We start from the raw sequence: 16,112 nt of genomic DNA on the forward strand, positions 1-16,112 counted from the left end.
TCGGGCATTCACATAAAGCGCGCCGCCGCGCCGGGCGCGCTATGTGCGCCACCGTACAGCCGGCGGCCCGCCGATCCGCGATGCTCGTGGAATGACCTCGACCATCCACGATCCCGACGCCCTCCTCGAACTGGGCCAGGCCCTGCAGCGCGCAGGCTACCGCTTCACCACCGTCACGCCCGCCACCCACCGGCGCGTGAACGACCGTCCCGGCAATGAGCGTGCGCGCGACCTGCGCGGCGTGTTCGGATGGAGCCGGCCGTTCGGCGAAGACACCCTGCCGGGCGAGATCCTGGCCCTGATGCGCCGCGCCGGCGTGGTGCGCGAAGTGAAGAACGGCCTGTGCGCCACCGTGCGCGCCTCGACCATCGGCGAGCGACTCTACTTTCACTCGGCCTTCCCGACACGCGAGGACAACGCGGTCTTCTTCGGTCCGGACACCTACCGCTACATCGCCGCCCTGAAGCGTTCGATGGAAACCCTGGCGCCGCCCCGGCGCGCGGTCGACATCGGCACCGGCAGCGGCGCCGCCGCGATCGAGGTGGGCTGCCGCTTCCCCGGCTGCGAATCGATCGGCGCCGACATCAACGACTACGCACTCGAACTGGCCGCCGTGAACGCGCGGCTGGCCGGCTGCGCCATCCTGCCGACCGTGCATTCCGACCTGCTGAACGGCCTGGACGGCGGCTTCGACCTGGTACTGTCGAATCCCCCCTACATCCTCGACCCGTCGAAACTGCGCTACCGCCACGGCGGCGACATGCGCGGCGCCGGCCTGTCGGTCGCCATCGTCGACGCGGCCCTGGCGCGCCTGCATCCCGGCGGCAGCCTGCTGCTGTACACCGGCATCGCCATCGTCGATGGGCGCGACGAATTCCTGGACACCATCCGGCCGAAGCTCGCGGCGCGCGGCGCCAGCTGGACCTACGAGGAACTCGATCCCGACATCTTCGGCGGCCAGCTCGACTGCGAGGGCTACGAAGAGGTGGACAGGATCGCCGCGGTCTGGTTGCAGGCGACGCTGCCCGCATGAGGCCGCGCAGCCAGCTGTTGCGCGCAAACATCAGCGTGCCTGCCGGCCGCCGCCCGGCGCAATATTCCCACAAGCCAACTATTATTTCCGTGGATAATTAGCGATCCTGCGCGTCCCGCGCCTGTTCCCCGCCGAATCGTCCACCATGCCGCTTGCCGCCCGCCTCGTCCTGTCCGCCGCAGCTTCCCTGCTCTGTGCCAGCCTGTGGGCAGCGCCCGTCAGCCAGGATGCTGCGCAGGCCGAGCTGCGGGCGATCCGCAGCTTGTCCGAAACCTCGGCCCGGCAAGCCCTGCAGCGCCTGGTCGCCCTGCAGTCGGCAGTAGGGAAGGACGCTCCCTACGCTTTGCGGCGCGAACTGCTGCGCACCGAAGTCTGGCTGCGCGAGGACGCCGGCCAGCTCGACCAGGTCTATCGCGCCGACCGCGAGGCCCTCGCGCTGGCGCTCGCCAACCACGACCGTGCCGGCGCCGTGCTTGCCAGGCTCGGCCTGGTCAAGCAGCTCATCGACGAAAACCGCGCCAACGAAGCCCAGGCCGAACTCGAACGCATCCTGAAGGACCTGCCGCACGACGCCCCGCTCCAGGTCAAGGTCGCGGTGGCGAGAATCCAGGGCGACGTGCTCAATGCGCGCGCCCAGTACGACCAGGCCATCGCCGCCTTCCTGGGCGGCCTCAGGCTGCAGCAGGACCAGCCCGACGCGGCCGAGAGCCGCGCCTACCTGCAGTCGCGCATCGCCAAGGTCTACATCAACGCCGACAATGCCGGCAAGGCCCTCGAGACCGCCCGCCTGGCCCTGCGCGAGCCGGGCGTGCCGCCGCGCACCACGGGCACGCTGCAGTTCCTCCAGGGGATGGCGCTGCTGCGGCTGGACCGGCCGGTCGAGGCCATCGCCGCATTCCGCCGCGCGCTGGCCACGGCCGAGCGCGGCGGCCTGGCCGGGCTCGAGGCCGAAGTGCGCGGCAACATCGCCGACTACTACCTGCGCCAGCACGACTACGTGGCCGCCGAGCGCGAGGCGCGCCTGGCGCTCGAGGCATCGAACCGCGTGAACAACGAGAACCTGACCCTGATGGCCAGGGCCAACCTCGGCTTTGCCCTGTTCGGCCAGCGCCGCATCGCCGAGGGCACGCCGTGGATCGACGGCGTGATCGCCGACCTGCGCAAGGCCGGCGCCAGCGCGGACCTGGAAGCGATGTACGACGAACAGAGCCGGATGCAGGAAAACGCGGGCCTGTACAAGGACGCGCTGGCGACCGTGCGCCGCCAGCAGCAACTGCAGCAGACCAGCGCCAGGGCCGACCGCGACCGCGCGATCGCGGCCCTGCAGGAGGAGTTCGACGCCAGCCAGCGCACCCGCCAGATCGACTTCCTGCACCGCGAGAACGAAGCCAAGGAAGCGCAGTTGCGCAGCCGCCGCCAGGCGCAGCTCGTCACCAGCTTCGCGGCCGTGCTGACGGTGCTGGCGGGCGCCGTCGTGTTCGTGCTCTACCGTCGCGCGAAGCGCAGCGCGGCGCGCCTGCAGCAGCTCAATACGCAACTGGAATTCCACTCGCTGCGCGACGCCCTCACCGGCCTGTACAACCGCCGCTCCTTCCTCGACAGGATGAGCGCGCGCGAGGCCCAGGGCGCGCTTGAGCGACGCAGGACGGCGCCGGCCGAGGCCGACTGCTACATCCTGATGGACGTCGACTACTTCAAGAGCATCAACGACCGCTGGGGCCACGGCGTGGGCGACGCCGTCCTGGTCGAAGTGGCGCGGCGCCTGACGCAGGCGGTGCGCGACACCGACATGGTGCTGCGCTGGGGCGGCGAGGAATTCCTGGTCCATGCGCCGGGCGCCAGTCCCGCCCACCTCAAGGAAATGGTCAAGCGCGTGCTCGACGCCGTCGGCAGCGCGCCGGTCGATGCCCAGACCTGCAGCGTGCCGGTGACGCTCAGCGCCGGCGTGGTCGCCCTGCCCGCCGGCGCCGGACTCGCCGGTGGCGACACTGCACCCGACTGGCAGCGCGGGCTGCGCCTGGCGGACTGGGCGCTATACCGCGGCAAGGCGAACGGCCGCAACCAGGCCTGGATCGTGACCGGGCTGAAGGCGCCCCTGGAAACGGTGCTGGGGGCGATCGACGGGGGCGGAGAAGGCGCGGCGGTCGAGGCGATGGTCGAGATGCGCTGCGTGCGCGGGCCGGTGCAGGTAGCCTAGCGCCGCCGGATTAGCGCATGCCGACCAGCATCGTGACCGCCGTCCCGAGCAGCACGGCGCAGAACAACATGCGCAGCCGTGCCGCGGGGAAGCGGTGCGCCAGCGCGACACCGGCCGACACGGTCGCGATGCCGCCGACCGCCATCGGCACGCCGATGTCCCAGGCCACGTGCTGCCCCTGGGCGTAGGCGAACAGGGCGATCAGCGAGCTGGGAACGACCAGCGCCAGCGCCATGCCTTGCGCGCGGGTCTGCTCCATGCGGAACAGGCCGACCAGTGCCGGCACCACCACCAGGCCGCCGCCGATGGTGAAGATGCCCGACATGGCGCCGCTGGCGATGCCCAGCATGGGCAGGGCCGCGTTCGGCATCCGGCGCGGGGGCGCCAGGACCTTGCCTTGATGCCGCCTGCGCAGCAGGTCGAGGCCGAAGTACAGGGCCAGGGCGATCAGGAACAGGGCGAAGGCGACCCGCAAGGCGCCGGAGTCGATGCCGCTTGCCAGCCGGCCGGACACGTAGGCGGCGATCATCGAGAACACGCTGATGGCGGCGACCGCGCGCAGGTCGATGCGGTGCTTCTGGTGGTAGCGGAAAAAGCCGATCAGGACGTTCGGCGCGATCATGACCAGGGCGGTGCCCTGGGCCAGGTGCTGGTCCATGCCGTAGAGCCAGGCCAGCATGGGGATGGCGATCAGGCCCCCTCCGATGCCGAGCAGGCCGCCGGCAAAGCCGAGGCCGGCGCCAAGGGCGGTGTTCAGGAGAATGGCGGGAATGGCGATTTGCATAGGTGGGCGGGCCGGGAAGTGGGTGATGCAGAGGCGCGCACTGTCCGAAAACAAAAAAGGCTCCCGTTCGGGAGCCTTTTTCTTACTACTGGCGGAGAGGGTGGGATTCGAACCCACGGTACGGTCACCCGTACGCCTGATTTCGAGTCAGGTACATTCGACCACTCTGCCACCTCTCCTGATTCGGTGCGTTGCGGTCGTTGCAAGCGAGGCCGCATTATAGCGAAGGTTTGGGGTTTGTGGGAAGGGAAAGATGTGCTGTGCGTAAATTTTTTTTGTGGCTCTTTTAAGCGGCCCGCAGCCAGTCGACGGCGTGCTCAACTGCATAAACCCAAAAGCGAACGGCGCAAACCCGAAAAGCAATTAAGGTTCCCTGCGGTCGCAAAGGGGGTGGGATTCGCCCACGTGCCGCGGGCCGCGGTTGCGCGAGTACGCGCAACCCTTCGAATCCCACACGCAGAGCCCGCAGGGGCTCTGCTCCTCTCCGCCAGCAAATAAAAAAGCTCCCTCGAGGGGAGCTTTTTCATTTACTGGCGGAGAGGGTGGGATTCGAACCCACGGTACGGTCACCCGTACGCCTGATTTCGAGTCAGGTACATTCGACCACTCTGCCACCTCTCCTAATTCGGTGCGGCGTGATCGCTGCAAGAGACACGCATTATAGCGATGCTCTACCGAAAACGGAAGAGCTAATTCGTTTCAAGCGAACTTGCCCTCCCCTTCCCGGCTCAGGCCTTCGGCGACAGACGCTCCAGCCCGCCCATGTAGGGACGCAGCACTTCCGGAATGATCACGCTGCCGTCCGCCTGCTGGAAGTTCTCCAGCACCGCCACCAGGGTGCGGCCGACCGCCAGGCCCGAGCCGTTGAGCGTGTGCAGCAGCTCCGGCTTGTTCTGGGCGTTGCGGAAACGCGCGGCCATGTTGCGGGCCTGGAAGGCTTCGGTGTTCGACAGCGAGGAAATCTCGCGGTAGGTGTTCTGGGCCGGCAGCCAGACTTCCAGGTCGTAGGTCTTGGCGGCACTGAAGCCCATGTCGCCGGTGCACAGCGCCATCACACGGTAAGGCAGGCCCAGCGACTGCAGGATGAATTCGGCCTGGCCGACCATCTCTTCCAGCGCCGCGTAGGACTGCTCCGGATGCACCACTTGTACCAATTCGACTTTATCGAATTGATGTTGCCGGATCATGCCGCGGGTGTCGCGGCCGTAGCTGCCCGCTTCCGAGCGGAAGCACGGGGTGTGGGCGGTCATCTTGATCGGCAGCGTGTCGAGCGGCACGATCTCGTCGCGCACGATGTTGGTCAGCGACACTTCCGAGGTCGGGATCAGGTAGAAATTCTCGCCCTCGCCTTCCGCGCCGCCCTTCTTCACCGAGAACAGGTCGGCTTCGAACTTCGGCAGCTGGCCGGTGCCGCGCAGCGAGTCGGCATTGACCATGTAGGGGGTGTAGCACTCGGTGTAGCCGTGCTTTTCGGTGTGGGTGTCCAGCATGTACTGGGCCAGCGCGCGGTGCAGGCGCGCGATGCCGCCTTTCATCACCGAGAAGCGCGAACCGGTCAGCTTGGTCGCGGTGTCGAAGTCCAGGCCCAGCTTCTCGCCGATGTCGACGTGGTCCTTCACGTCGAAGTCGAAGCTCGGCGGGGTGCCGAACTTGCGCACTTCCACGTTGCCGGTTTCGTCCTGGCCGACCGGGACCGACTCGTGCGGCAAGTTCGGGATCGCGGCCATGAACTCGGCCATCTTGCGCTGCACTTCGCCCAGCGCCACCTCGTTGGCCTTCAGTTCGTCGCCCAGGCCGGCCACTTCCGCCATCACGGCCGTCGTATCTTCGCCTTTGCCCTTGAGCATGCCGATCTGCTTGGACAGCGAGTTGCGCTTGCCCTGCAGTTCCTCGGTGCGGGTCTGGATCGACTTGCGTTCGGCTTCCAGCGCGTTGAAGGCGCTCACGTCGAGCTGGAACTTGCGGGCCGCCAGGCGGGCGGCGACGGTGTCGATGTCTTTGCGGAGAAGTTGGATGTCAATCATGTCGGGTTGGACTTGGCTATGTCGAAACCACAATTGTACCAAGCCGACCCGTTTTATTCGGATGATTCGGTCATCGATTTGCGGTGCAGCGGCATGCACCGCGGCAGGGCCCACCCTTGCGGCGGCGCCCTGCCTCTTCACTCCTGCGCGTCGGCGTCGAGCTGGCGCAGGAAGGCCAGCTTGTCCGCGATCTTCGCTTCCATGCCGCGCGGCACCGGCTGGTACCAGCCCGGCTCCGGCATGCCTTCCGGCAGGTAGGTTTCGCCGGCCGCATAGGCATGCGGCTCGTCGTGGGCATAGCGGTACTCGTGACCGTAGCCGAGCTCCTTCATGAGCTTGGTCGGCGCATTGCGCAGGTGCACCGGCACCTCGCGCGACCTGTCCTTGCGCACAAAGGCCATGGCCGCATTGAAGGCGTTGTAGCCGGCATTGCTCTTGGCCGCGATCGCGAGATACACCACGGCCTGGCCCAGCGCCAGCTCGCCTTCAGGCGAACCCAGGCGCTCGTAGGTTGTGGCGGCGTCGTTGGCGATCTGCATGGCGCGCGGGTCGGCCAGGCCGATATCTTCCCAGGCCATGCGCACGATGCGGCGCGACAGATACTTGGCGTCCGCCCCGCCATCGAGCATGCGGCACAGCCAGTACAGGGCCGCATCCGGATGCGAGCCGCGCACCGACTTGTGCAGGGCCGAGATCTGGTCGTAGAAATTGTCGCCGCCCTTGTCGAAACGGCGCGAATTGAGCGTGAGCGCGTTGTCGACGAAGTCGCCGGTAATGTGGGTGATGCCTGAAGTCTCGGCCGAAGTCTTGGTCTGCTCCAGCAGGTTCAGGAAGCGCCGCGCGTCGCCGTCGGCATAGCCGACCAGGGTGTTGATTGCCACCTCGTCGAACGTGAGGTGCTTCAGCACCCGCTCCTGGGCGCGCTTGAGGAGCTGGCGCATCTCGTCCTCGTTCAGGGCCTTCAGCACATAGACCTGGGAACGCGACAGCAGTGCGGAATTGACCTCGAAGGACGGGTTCTCGGTGGTGGCGCCGATCAGCGTGACCAGGCCGGACTCGACGAAGGGCAGCAAGGCGTCCTGCTGCGACTTGTTGAAGCGGTGGATCTCGTCGATGAAGAGGATGGTGTGCTTGCCGCGCGCCAGGTACTGCTCGGCCTGCTCGATGGCTGCGCGGATGTCCTTCACGCCCGACAGCACGGCCGACAGCGCGATGAATTCGCAATCGAATGCGTAGGCGGTCAGGCGCGCGAGCGTGGTCTTGCCGACGCCGGGCGGGCCCCAGAGGATCATCGAATGCGGCTTGCCCGACTTGAACACCAGGTTCAGCGGCTTGCCCTCGCCCAGCAGGTGGCTCTGGCCGATGACTTCGCCGATGGTGCGCGGGCGCAGCGCCTCGGCCAGCGGGGGCGCGGGTTCGTTCTTGAACAGGTCATCCATCGGATTCATTCGTTGATGTCAGCAGCATTGTTGGGCAAGGTCCCCAGTTTATCCGATGCGCCGCTCCCCTGCGAGCCGCGCCCTTTTCGAGGCCGAGCGGTTTGCGCTGGCGCACGGCACGGCCGGCTTGATTAATGGCAACAACGCACTTTCCGCACGGCAGTTAAATAGGCGTTTTCTGCCCTGCCACAAGCGCCGGCCTTCCCTGCCGGACCACCACAAGGAAACGCGCCATGATCCCAGCACATGCCCTCTTGACCGGCACCGTCACCCGCAGTGACACGCACCAGGGCGTGCACGGCCTGCGCGTCGAAGTGTGGGATGCCGAGCATCCGTCCGACAAGCCGCTCGCCGTGACAAGTACCGGACGCGACGGCGCCTGGCTGATCGACCTGCGCGACCCGCGCGACCGCTGCGATCACCACGGCAAGCCCGACTGCTGCGACTGCCCCAGGGTCTACATCAAGCTGCGCGACCGCGACTGCCGCCTGGTCCACGACGGCTGCGCCGACCGCCGCTGCTGCGAACCCGGGAAGCCGCTGCGCATCGACGTGGCGCTGGCGCCGCAAGCCTTGTGGTGGCACCTGTCGCGACCGCTCTCCTGGGAACGCATCGACGAGCCGCTGCTGCCGGTGCGGGTGATGCAGGAGATCGAGGACGCGATCGAACTGCTGCAGGCGAACGGCATGGCGCCAGGCGCCTCGCGCGCGCTGGCGACCTGCGCCACGCCGCCAATCGAAGGTTTCGACCGCCTGCTGCGCGACGCCTGGGACGCGCTGCAGGGCGACCTCGACGCGGCGCGGCGTTACCGCGAGGTGCTCGAGGCCCTGTGCGGCCTGGATGAGGGCTGCTGCGGCATGGAATCGCCCTTCGCCTGCGAAGTCGACAAGCTGTTCGACGGCGCCTGCTGCACGCCGCCCGGGTGCGAGTGCAAGGAACCGGAGTCATGCGGCTGCTGCTCGCCGGAGGACTGCGCCGAGGCCGGCTGCGGCTGCGGCGAGCCGCCCGTCAGCGACGACAAGCTGCTCCTGCTGGCCATGGCCGCGCTGCACGTCGCCTGCGGCAAGGAGGAAGCCGCGCGGCGCTACTTCGAAGTCCTGCTGGAACAGTTCTGCCGCTTCGCCACCCTCGGCGCGCTGCACAAGGCGGCGCTCGGCGCCCTGCTCGGCGACGCCGCCGCGCGCGGCCATGCGCGCGACCTGCTCGAACTGCTGTGCGCCCGCTGCGCGCCGGCGCATACGCAGGACCGGACCGGCTGCGTGGAACGCCATCCCCTGGCCTGCTGCACGCCCTGCCTCGACCACAAGCTGGCGCGCTGCCTGCGCGAGGCAATCGAGCGCTGGTGCGCCATCCATTGCTACCGCGTGTGCGAGGTGCGTCCGGCGCGCGCCTGCCCGGGCGAGGAAATCGTCATCGTCGGCTGCGGCTTCGGCGAACGGCCAGGCCGGGTGATCTTCCGCGGCCACGCCGGCTCGCGCGGCAATCCGGCTGGCGTCGTGGTCAGCTGGTGCGACGACCGCATCGTGGTCAAGGTGCCGGAAGGCGCCGGCTGCGGCATGTGGCTGGAACTGGCGCCGTTGACGGTCGCCGTCTGCGGGCGCTACCTGGAACTGCGCCCGACCGGCTGCATCGAGCACGGTTTCGAGGGCACCTCGGCCGAGATCCTGCGCTTCGACGTCAAGGGCCACACCAGCGGCGAATGCCCGCTCGAGCCGGGCGAACCGCTGCGCCTCCGCTGGAACACCTGCGCCGCCGACCGCGTGCGCATCGAACTGATCGACCTGGCGACCAACGCCATCATCGCGGTGCAGGACCCGGCGCCTGCCAACGGCCGCTGGGATTTTATCGCCACCAATTTCAACCGCACGGTGCGCCTGCGCGTGCGCATTGTCGCCAGCGGGCGCTGCGAACCGCCCCAGGTGTCGCGCCAGATCGACCTGGTGTTCCAGAAGCGTCCGAACCTGCAGGTGCAGGGGCTGGAAGTGACGCAGTCCATCCAGTACTACCGCGCCGACCAGCACCTCACCGATCCGGCCGACCGCGGCCCCGACAACAGCCTGCGCCTGGTCACCAACAAGCCGGCCTGGGTGCGCACCTACCTGCGCAGCGGCCAGGACCCGGCCTTCGACAACGGCCAGCTGGCCGGCGTCACCGGCAGCCTGCGCGTCGAGCGCCGGGTCGGCGGCGTGTGGGGCACGGTCGCCACCCTGCTGCCGCAGAACGGTCCGGTCGTCGCCGAGGACAGCTACCCCAGCTACGACGCCGAACGCGGCGACATCGCCACCACGCTCAACTTCGTCGTGCCGGCCTCCTTGATGACGGGGCTGCTGCGCTTCACGGCGGACGTCGCCTCGCCCTTCGGCCACTGCCCGGGCAACAGCGCCAGCGGCAGTACCCAGGTCGAGGTCAACCTCCGGCAGACCCTGAACGCGGCCTTCATCACGATCGGCTACAACGGCCCGAACGCCACCAACACCGGCAACATCGTACTGGCCGCGCCGACGCTGGCGCAATGCCAGGCCGAGACCAGCTGGACGATGCGCGCCTACCCGGTCTCCGGCGCGCCGAACGTGCGCATCGGCGGCACCTTTGTCACCACCACGCCGCTGAACGATCCGCGCAGCTGTCCCGGCTGCTGTTCGCCGAACTGGCAGCCGCTGCTGCAGCAGGTTGCGGCCCTGGTCGCGCTCGACCAGGCGGCCAACCCGGGCACCCAGTGGGTCTACTACGGCATCGTCGCCGGCGGCATTCCCGTCAATGTCCCCGGCTGCAACGGCTGGGGCGCCACCGGCGGGCTGGCCGGCCAGCCGGTCACCTATGGCCACGAGATCGGCCACCAGTTCGGCCTGCCGCATGCGCGCTGCGGCAACGCCGGCCCCGGCAACGCGGCCTATCCGGTCTACGAGCCCTACGACCTGCCGGTCGACCCGCCCGGCACCACCAACTGGACCATGGCCAGCATCGGCGAGTACGGCCTCGACATCAACGACGGCTCGATCGCGAACCCGAACGACGCCGAGGACTTCATGTCGTATTGCGGGCCGCGCTGGATGTCGCTCTACACCCACCAGTACCTGATCAACCGGCCCGGGCTCGATCCGCAGCCGGTCCCCAGCGGCAGCGGCAGTGGCGGCGGCGCGCTGCGCGCCATCCGCGATCCCGGTCCGGGCTTCGAGCGCGACGAGCTGGCGATCCTGCCGCTGATCCACATGCTCGGCGTGATCGACACCGTCGGCGCCGTGAAGGTCGTCAGTGTCGCGCGCATCGATACCCGCTACCTGCGCGCCAACGGCCGCCAGACCGGCTATATCGCCCAGCACCTCGATGCTGCCGGCCGCATCCTCGCGCAGGACACGGTGTACGGCTACCACAGCGAAGGCGGCGGCTGCGGCTGCCACGGTGGCAGCAACAGCGGCGGCGGCGACGGCGGCGAGGCCCCGCAACCCATCGTGTTCAAGGCCATGCTGCGCGACACGGCGCCCGGGGCGCTGCTGCGCATCGTGAAGGACAACAAGGTGGTGTGGGAGCGCAAGGGCGCGGCGCAGCCGCCGGTGATCCGCGAAGCGCACGCGAGGCTGGGCGAGGACCAGCAGCTCGCCCTGTCCTGGCGCATCGACCACGACGGCCAGCACGAGGACCCGCATGCGCAAATCGACGTCTGGGTGCGCTGGAGCGCCGACGACGGCAAGACCTGGCACGCGCTCACCGTCGGCCTGCACGGAAGCGCGGCCAGCGTCGACGTCTCGCAACTGCCCGCGGGACCGGTACGCTTCGAGCTGCTCGCCAACGATGGCTTCTACACGACGCGCCAGACCACCGAGCCAGTCACCCTGCCGGACAAGCCGCCCGCGGTCGCGATCCTGTATCCAGCCGATGGCCAGCAAGTCTACCCGGACCGCCTGATCCACCTGGCCGGCAGCGCGGCCAGCCACGCCGGCACGGCCATCGATCCGGACAGCGCCGCGTGGTTCATCGACGACAAGCCGGTGGGCACGGGGCTGGACCTGTGGGTCGAGAACCCCGGCGCGGGGCGCCATGTGGTGCGGCTGCAGGTGACTGCGGATGGGCTGACGGGGAGCGCCAGCAGCGCGATCGAGGTGCTGGCGGACTAGCGCCGGGGCTCAGGGCTTGCCGCTCAGGGCTTGCCGACATAGAGCACGATCTTGCCCACGGCCCGGCCGCTTTCGCTGAGCGCATGCGCGGCCGCGATGTCCTCCAGCGCGAACTCGGCGCCGACGATCGGTCGCAGGCGTCCACTGTCGACCATGCCGGCCAGGCGCTCGAGCACTGGCGCGTTCGGTCCGATGAAGACGAAGCCGGCGCGCAGGCCCATCGCGTTCGCCTTTTCCTCGCTGGGCGGGCTGATGATCGAGACCTGGATGCCGCCCGGCTTGAGGATGGACCAGGCCGCTTCCTGCACCTCGCCGCCGATGGTGTCGAAGACGGCGTCCACCGGCTCGACCGCCTCGGCCACCCTGGTCGTCGTGTAGTCCACGAACTGGTCCACGCCGAGCGACTCCACCAGCGCGCGATTGCGGCCGGAGGCGGTGGCGATGACCGTGGCGCCGGCGGCTTTCACCAGCTGGATCGCGAGCGAGCCGACGCCGCCGGACCCGGCCTGGACCAGCACGCGCTGGCCGGGTTGGACCTGGGCCGCGTCCATCATCGCTTCCCAGGCCGTGATGCCGGCCAGCGGCAGCGAGGCTGCTTCCACGTGCGAGATGGTGCGCGGCTTGCGCGCGCATTCGTTGGCACGGATCGCGACGAACTCGGCATAGGTGCCGTTGCGCGCCAAATCAGGGCGCGAGAAGACGGCGTCGCCGGCCTGCCACTGCGCGACCTGGGCGCCGACTTTTTCCACCACGCCGGACACGTCCCAGCCAAGGGTCAGCGGCAGCGCGTGCGGAATCATTTGCGCCAGGTAGCCCTCGCGGACTTTCCAGTCGACCGGGTTGATGGAGGCGGCCACGACCCGCACTAGCACTTCGTCCGGGGCGATGTCGGGAACCGGGATGTCGTCGATGGAGAGGACCTCGCGTCCTCCGTATTGATGGATGCGTACTGCCTTCATGGGGTTTCCTCGCGTTGCCGTTTATCGTGGAGCGATTCTACGGCGTGCGCGGGGAAGCCCTGTTCCGCATGAAGCGGAGGCAAAGCAGAGACCAACAATTGTTGGGCCCGCCAAAACTAATGTTTAGTTCGTAGTTAATTGTTAATGACGTCCGCGCCCTTCGGGATCTCGAACTTGAACTGCTGGGCGCCCAGCGACGGATTGCGCTGGAAGTTGGTGAACTTCAGCACCGAGGTCTGGCCAAACGTGTCCTTCAGTTCCATCGCCTGCGGCGTGCCGTCGCGCAGGCCGATGCTGATCTGCTCGAAGGTCGTGTCGCGCGCCTTCGGCACGGCGTTCAGCCATTCCAGGCCGTCGCGGGTACCGGCTTCGGACAGGGTGAAGTTCTTTTCCAGGTCGTTGCTGCCGAACAGGATCGCGGCCGGCGACGAGCCCAGGGCATTGCCCAGCTTCTTGACCGTGACCTGGTTCAGGTCCTTGTCGTAGATGTAGAGCTGGTCGCCGTCGGCCTGCAGCAGCTGCTCATAGGGCTTCTGGTAGTTCCAGATGAACTTGCCGGGACGGGCGAAGACGAAGCTGCCGCTCGAGGGCGGGGTGGCCTTGCTGTTGGCGGACTTGCGCAGTTGTTGCTGGGTGAATTCGCCTTTTGCCGATTTGGTGCCGGAGACGAAGGCCTTGAACTGGTCGAGGGCGGCGGCGTGGGCGGCGCCGGTGACGAAGGCAGAGGCGGCCAGGGTGGCGGTGAGCACTGCGGCGAGAGTCGTTTTCATGTTCTTGTTCATCGTGATCCTTTTTGACGTTGCGGCATGCATGGGTACGACCGCGTGGGCACGAGTGCCCACCCTACAAAGACGAGTCGCGGCATGCGGCTCGCCCGGTGGACACCCGGCACCGTTAAACGGGACGGCTTACTCGGCGTTGGCGGCCGGGACGAGGATGTCGCGGTTGCCGTTCGATTGCATCGACGACACCACCCCGCTCTGCTCCATCTGTTCGAGCAGGCGCGCGGCGCGGTTGTAGCCGATGCGCAGGTGGCGCTGGACCAGCGAGATCGAGGCGCGGCGGTGCTTCAGCACCACCGCCACGGCCTGGTCGTACATGGCGTCGGACTCGCCGCCGCCTTCGCCGGCCATGGCGCCATCGCCGCCGGCGCCACCCTCTTCCATCGTGCCGCCTTCGAGTATGCCTTCAATGTAATTCGGCTCGCCCATCGATTGAAGATGTTTTACAACTCGATGCACTTCGTCGTCCGACACGAAGGCGCCGTGGACGCGAACCGGCAGGCCGGTGCCCGGCGGCATGTAGAGCATGTCGCCCATGCCGAGCAGGGTTTCGGCGCCCATCTGGTCGAGAATCGTGCGCGAGTCGATTTTCGAGCTGACCTGGAACGCGATGCGGGTCGGGATGTTGGCCTTGATCAGGCCGGTGATCACGTCGACCGACGGACGCTGGGTAGCAAGAATCAGGTGAATCCCCGCCGCGCGCGCCTTCTGGGCGATACGGGCGATCAGTTCCTCGACCTTCTTGCCGACGACCATCATCAGGTCGGCCAGCTCGTCGATGATGATGACGATGGTCGGCAGCTTCTCCAGCGGCTCGGGATTGTCCGGCGAGATCGAGAACGGGTTCGGGATATGCTCCTCGCGCTTTTGCGCGTCCAGGATCTTGGCGTTGTAGCCGGCCAAATTGCGAACGCCCAGCTTCGACATCAGCTTGTAGCGGCGCTCCATCTCGTTCACCGCCCAGTTCAGGGCGTGGCCGGCCTGGCGCATGTCGGTCACGACCGGCGCCAGCAGGTGCGGGATGCCCTCGTAGACCGACATTTCCAGCATCTTCGGGTCGATCAGGATCAGGCGCACGTCGGCCGGGTCGGCTTTATAGAGCAGCGAGAGGATGGTCGCATTGATGCCCACCGATTTACCCGAACCGGTGGTACCCGCCACCAGCAGGTGCGGCATCTTGGCCAGGTCCGCCACCACCGGTTTGCCGGCGATGTCCTTGCCCAGGGCCACGGTCAGGTTCGAGGCGCTGTCGTTGTAGACCTTGGAGCCGACGATTTCCGTCAGGCGCACGATCTGGCGCTTCGGATTCGGCAGCTCGAGCGCCATGTAGTTCTTGCCGGGGATGGTCTCGACCACGCGGATCGAGGTCAGCGACAGCGAACGCGCGAGATCCCTTGCCAGGTTCACGATCTGGCTGCCCTTCACGCCGGTCGCCGGCTCGATTTCGTAGCGGGTGACGACCGGGCCCGGATAGGCGGCCACGACCTTGGCTTCGACGCCGAAGTCGGAGAGCTTCTTCTCGATCAGGCGGCTCGTGAATTCCAGGGTATCGTTGGCCACCACTTCCTGGGCCGCGGGTGGCTCGTCCAGCAGGGCCAGCGGCGGCAGGGTCGAGTCGCCCGGCAGGTCGCGGAACAGCGGGGTCTGCTGCTCCTTCTGGGCGCGCTCGCCCTTCGGCACCGACAGCATCGCCGGTTCGATCTTGATCGGCGGCAGGCTCGGCGCGGCGCCCGCGGACGCCGTCATGCTCATGGCGGCCGCCACCGGCTTCGCGTCGAATTCGTCGTCGTCCTCGAAACGCGGCTCCTTCGGCGCGGTGATCGGACGCGGCGGCGCCATCTCCAGCTGCGGCTCGGCGCGCGCGGCCCGCGCTTGCTTCTCGCCCTGCTTCTCGGCCTGCTTGTCGCCCTGTTTTGCGCGCTCCGTGACCACGGCCTCGTCGCGCTTGACGGCGGCAGCCTCGCCCTGGCGGCGGTCTTCGCGGTCCTCGATGCGCAGGCGGAACCAGTCCAGCGTCAATTCTAGCGTTTCGCCGATGCGCTCGGCCACGGCCAGCCAGGAGACCTGGAAGAACAGCGAGAAACCCAGGCCGAACAGCAGCAGCAGGAGCAAGGTCGCGCCGGTGGAGCCGAAGGCCGATTGCGAGGCGTGGCCGAGCAGCTGGCCGAGCACCCCGCCCGGAGCGCGCGGCAGGTCGACGTCCCAGGACCACATGCGCAGGTATTCCAGGCCGACGCTGCCAGCGAACATCAGGGCGAAACCGATCCAGCGGATGATGAACTCGTCCTGGTGCTCGGGTTCGCGCGGTTGCGGGTTCTTGTCGGTCAGGCGGCGGTAGCCGCGCCAGACCACGCGCAGGAACAGCACGCCCCACCACCAGGCGGAAAAGCCGAAGATGAACAGCAGCAGGTCGGCCAGCCAGGCGCCGGCGCTGCCGCCCAGGTTGGCAATCGCCGGGACCGTGTTGGCGTGCGACCAGCCCGGATCGGCCTTGTTGTAACTTAACAAAATCAGGACGAAATACAGGAACGCGACCGCCGTGGCGATCCAGCGCGCCTCGAGCAGGAGGCGCGCGAGCCTGCCCGGCAGCGGCGCGCGTGCCGGGTTGCGGGGGACGTTCGAGGGAGGGGCGGAACTCTTCTTGCTCATGCTGGGTGATGCTGTTCTGTTCGCTTGGTGCGGAATCCGTCCATTCTAAGCCATATATTGCCGAGACGGCCTCATCATTCATGCTTGTGCGCATCATCGTCTATAATCGATGTTGTTTCCGGCGACCTTGATT

The 16,112-nt window shown here is 67.7% G+C and carries 9 protein-coding genes and 2 tRNA genes; 3 read left to right on the plus strand and 8 right to left on the minus strand.

The annotated features are described in order from the left end of the window. The first annotated feature begins 91 nt into the window (after nucleotides 1-91). Nucleotides 92-1,033, plus strand: a complete 942-nt coding sequence (locus ACSUZJ_RS16965) for a methyltransferase (protein ID WP_499410064.1) — start codon at nucleotides 92-94, stop codon at nucleotides 1,031-1,033. 145 nt (nucleotides 1,034-1,178) lie between these two features. Beyond that, nucleotides 1,179-3,230 (plus strand): tetratricopeptide repeat-containing diguanylate cyclase, encoded by a 2,052-nt coding sequence (locus tag ACSUZJ_RS16970; protein ID WP_499410066.1) that lies wholly within the window; start codon nucleotides 1,179-1,181, stop codon nucleotides 3,228-3,230. Between the two features lie 10 nt (nucleotides 3,231-3,240). Here ACSUZJ_RS16970 and ACSUZJ_RS16975 read toward each other — a convergent pair whose 3' ends face one another. The 5 genes from ACSUZJ_RS16975 to ACSUZJ_RS16995 all read right to left on the minus strand — a co-directional run bounded on the left by ACSUZJ_RS16975 (nucleotide 3,241) and on the right by ACSUZJ_RS16995 (nucleotide 7,477). Further along, nucleotides 3,241-4,014, minus strand: coding sequence for a sulfite exporter TauE/SafE family protein (locus tag ACSUZJ_RS16975; protein ID WP_499410067.1), 774 nt, complete (start codon nucleotides 4,012-4,014; stop codon nucleotides 3,241-3,243). A gap of 89 nt (nucleotides 4,015-4,103) precedes the next feature. Next, nucleotides 4,104-4,193 (minus strand) — tRNA-Ser (locus ACSUZJ_RS16980). A gap of 352 nt (nucleotides 4,194-4,545) precedes the next feature. After that, a tRNA-Ser gene (locus tag ACSUZJ_RS16985) sits at nucleotides 4,546-4,635 on the minus strand. 107 nt (nucleotides 4,636-4,742) lie between these two features. Further along, a complete protein-coding gene (serS, locus tag ACSUZJ_RS16990) occupies nucleotides 4,743-6,038 on the minus strand; it encodes a serine--tRNA ligase (protein ID WP_499410069.1) in 1,296 nt (431 codons plus the stop codon). Nucleotides 6,039-6,175: 137 nt separating this feature from the next. Next, nucleotides 6,176-7,477 carry a replication-associated recombination protein A gene (locus ACSUZJ_RS16995; protein WP_499410070.1) on the minus strand — a complete coding sequence of 434 codons (1,302 nt, stop codon included), beginning with the start codon at nucleotides 7,475-7,477 and terminating at the stop codon, nucleotides 6,176-6,178. 233 nt (nucleotides 7,478-7,710) lie between these two features. On the opposite strand from ACSUZJ_RS16995, the gene ACSUZJ_RS17000 reads away from it, so the two are divergent. Beyond that, nucleotides 7,711-11,589: a hypothetical protein gene (locus tag ACSUZJ_RS17000; protein WP_499410071.1), complete on the plus strand. Its 3,879-nt coding sequence runs from the start codon at nucleotides 7,711-7,713 to the stop codon at nucleotides 11,587-11,589. Between the two features lie 23 nt (nucleotides 11,590-11,612). Here ACSUZJ_RS17000 and ACSUZJ_RS17005 read toward each other — a convergent pair whose 3' ends face one another. The 3 genes from ACSUZJ_RS17005 to ACSUZJ_RS17015 all read right to left on the minus strand — a co-directional run bounded on the left by ACSUZJ_RS17005 (nucleotide 11,613) and on the right by ACSUZJ_RS17015 (nucleotide 15,979). Continuing rightward, nucleotides 11,613-12,548 (minus strand): NADP-dependent oxidoreductase, encoded by a 936-nt coding sequence (locus ACSUZJ_RS17005; protein ID WP_499410072.1) that lies wholly within the window; start codon nucleotides 12,546-12,548, stop codon nucleotides 11,613-11,615. A 134-nt stretch (nucleotides 12,549-12,682) separates the two neighbouring features. Further along, nucleotides 12,683-13,318: an outer membrane lipoprotein chaperone LolA gene (gene lolA, locus ACSUZJ_RS17010; RefSeq protein ID WP_499410074.1), complete on the minus strand. Its 636-nt coding sequence runs from the start codon at nucleotides 13,316-13,318 to the stop codon at nucleotides 12,683-12,685. Nucleotides 13,319-13,456: 138 nt separating this feature from the next. Beyond that, a complete protein-coding gene (locus ACSUZJ_RS17015) occupies nucleotides 13,457-15,979 on the minus strand; it encodes a DNA translocase FtsK (protein ID WP_499410076.1) in 2,523 nt (840 codons plus the stop codon). Nucleotides 15,980-16,112: the final 133 nt, after the last annotated feature.

This window comes from Telluria sp. B2, from assembly GCF_051789535.1.
Taxonomy (GTDB): domain Bacteria; phylum Pseudomonadota; class Gammaproteobacteria; order Burkholderiales; family Burkholderiaceae_D; genus Telluria.

Coding starts and splice junctions, on each gene's coding strand:
- lolA (WP_499410074.1), bottom strand. CDS start 13,318: ATGAAAACGACTCTCGCCGCAGTGCTCACCGCCACCCTGGCCGCCTCT.
- ACSUZJ_RS16970 (WP_499410066.1), top strand. CDS start 1,179: ATGCCGCTTGCCGCCCGCCTCGTCCTGTCCGCCGCAGCTTCCCTGCTC.
- ACSUZJ_RS17005 (WP_499410072.1), bottom strand. CDS start 12,548: ATGAAGGCAGTACGCATCCATCAATACGGAGGACGCGAGGTCCTCTCC.
- ACSUZJ_RS17015 (WP_499410076.1), bottom strand. CDS start 15,979: ATGAGCAAGAAGAGTTCCGCCCCTCCCTCGAACGTCCCCCGCAACCCG.
- ACSUZJ_RS16975 (WP_499410067.1), bottom strand. CDS start 4,014: ATGCAAATCGCCATTCCCGCCATTCTCCTGAACACCGCCCTTGGCGCC.
- serS (WP_499410069.1), bottom strand. CDS start 6,038: ATGATTGACATCCAACTTCTCCGCAAAGACATCGACACCGTCGCCGCC.
- ACSUZJ_RS17000 (WP_499410071.1), top strand. CDS start 7,711: ATGATCCCAGCACATGCCCTCTTGACCGGCACCGTCACCCGCAGTGAC.
- ACSUZJ_RS16995 (WP_499410070.1), bottom strand. CDS start 7,477: ATGGATGACCTGTTCAAGAACGAACCCGCGCCCCCGCTGGCCGAGGCG.
- ACSUZJ_RS16965 (WP_499410064.1), top strand. CDS start 92: ATGACCTCGACCATCCACGATCCCGACGCCCTCCTCGAACTGGGCCAG.